Source organism: Mycobacterium mantenii (assembly GCF_001667865.1).
In the GTDB taxonomy this organism is placed as follows: domain Bacteria; phylum Actinomycetota; class Actinomycetes; order Mycobacteriales; family Mycobacteriaceae; genus Mycobacterium; species Mycobacterium mantenii_A.
In genome coordinates, this window is sequence record NZ_LZJP01000050.1 from 1 (window position 1) to 672 (window position 672).

Consider the following 672-nt stretch of genomic DNA (forward strand, 5'->3'; position numbering starts at 1 on the left):
AATCGCCGCGACCGCCTCGGCCGAACGGGAAAACAGCAGCGCCACAGTCTGTCCCGGGCCGGCCCCACGGCCGGTCAACAGGTGCGCCAATCGGCTCGACGCCTCGTCCAACTCGCGGTAGGTCATCGACAGGCCGTCGCATACCAGCGCCACGGCATCCGGGGTGCGGGCCACCTGGGCGGCGAACAGCGCCGGAATCGACACCGGTGTGGTCGCCGGCTCGGTCAACACCGCCCGATTACCCCACGCGTCCAGCCGGGCGTGTTCCTCGGCATCGAGCAGATCCACCGACGACAACGAACGCCCCGGCTCGGAGGTGATCGCCACCAACACCCGCCGCAACCGTTCGATCAGCGCCTCCATGCTGGCCGCATCGAACACATCGGTGCGAAACTCCACGTCTCCGTAAATCCCAGCGGGCTCACCGGCCTCGGTCCAGCGTTCGGCCAGGAAGAACACCAGATCCATTTTCGCGGCCTGGGTATCCGCGAGCAGCGGTGTGACCTCCAGATCACCCAAACGCAGTCCGGTCGTGGGGTGATTGACCTGTCCGGGGAAGTTCTGCCAGCCCAACATCACCTGCACCAGCGGGTGATGGGCCAGGCTTCGGGTGGGGTTGAGCCGCTCCACGAGCACCTCGAAGGGCACGTCTTGGTGTTCATAGGCGGCCAG

General features: G+C 66.7%; 1 protein-coding gene. It reads right to left on the reverse strand.

Annotated features, from left to right (window positions below):
* On the reverse strand, positions 1 to 672 hold a 672-nt coding region (locus A5688_RS08580; protein ID WP_131812441.1), incomplete at both ends, for a condensation domain-containing protein.